The organism is Salmonella sp. 5800 (assembly GCF_046558195.1).
Lineage (GTDB): Bacteria > Pseudomonadota > Gammaproteobacteria > Enterobacterales > Enterobacteriaceae > Salmonella > Salmonella enterica.
In genome coordinates this window covers 1-244 of the sequence record NZ_JBGDOX010000047.1, presented here as the reverse complement: position 1 = coordinate 244, position 244 = coordinate 1, and the positions used below count along the sequence as shown (strand labels likewise).

General features: G+C 50.4%; 1 tRNA gene. It reads right to left on the bottom strand.

Annotated elements, in window-relative coordinates:
• Positions 1–167 precede the first annotated feature (167 nt).
• Positions 168–244 (bottom strand) — tRNA-Ile (locus ACLJZ5_RS22145).

Genomic DNA, 244 nt, shown 5'->3' with positions numbered 1-244 from the left:
GAACCGCAGACCTCCTGCGTGCAAAGCAGGCGCTCTCCCAGCTGAGCTATAGCCCCATCGTGTAGTCAGAACCTCTTTACCGATAATTTTTCCTGAGACAAGGCGTGGAATAACGAAGCATACATCAGTATGTGAGTTATTTCACAACGCAGTATTCAGGGAAAATTTGGTAGGCCTGAGTGGACTTGAACCACCGACCTCACCCTTATCAGGGGTGCGCTCTAACCACCTGAGCTACAAGCCT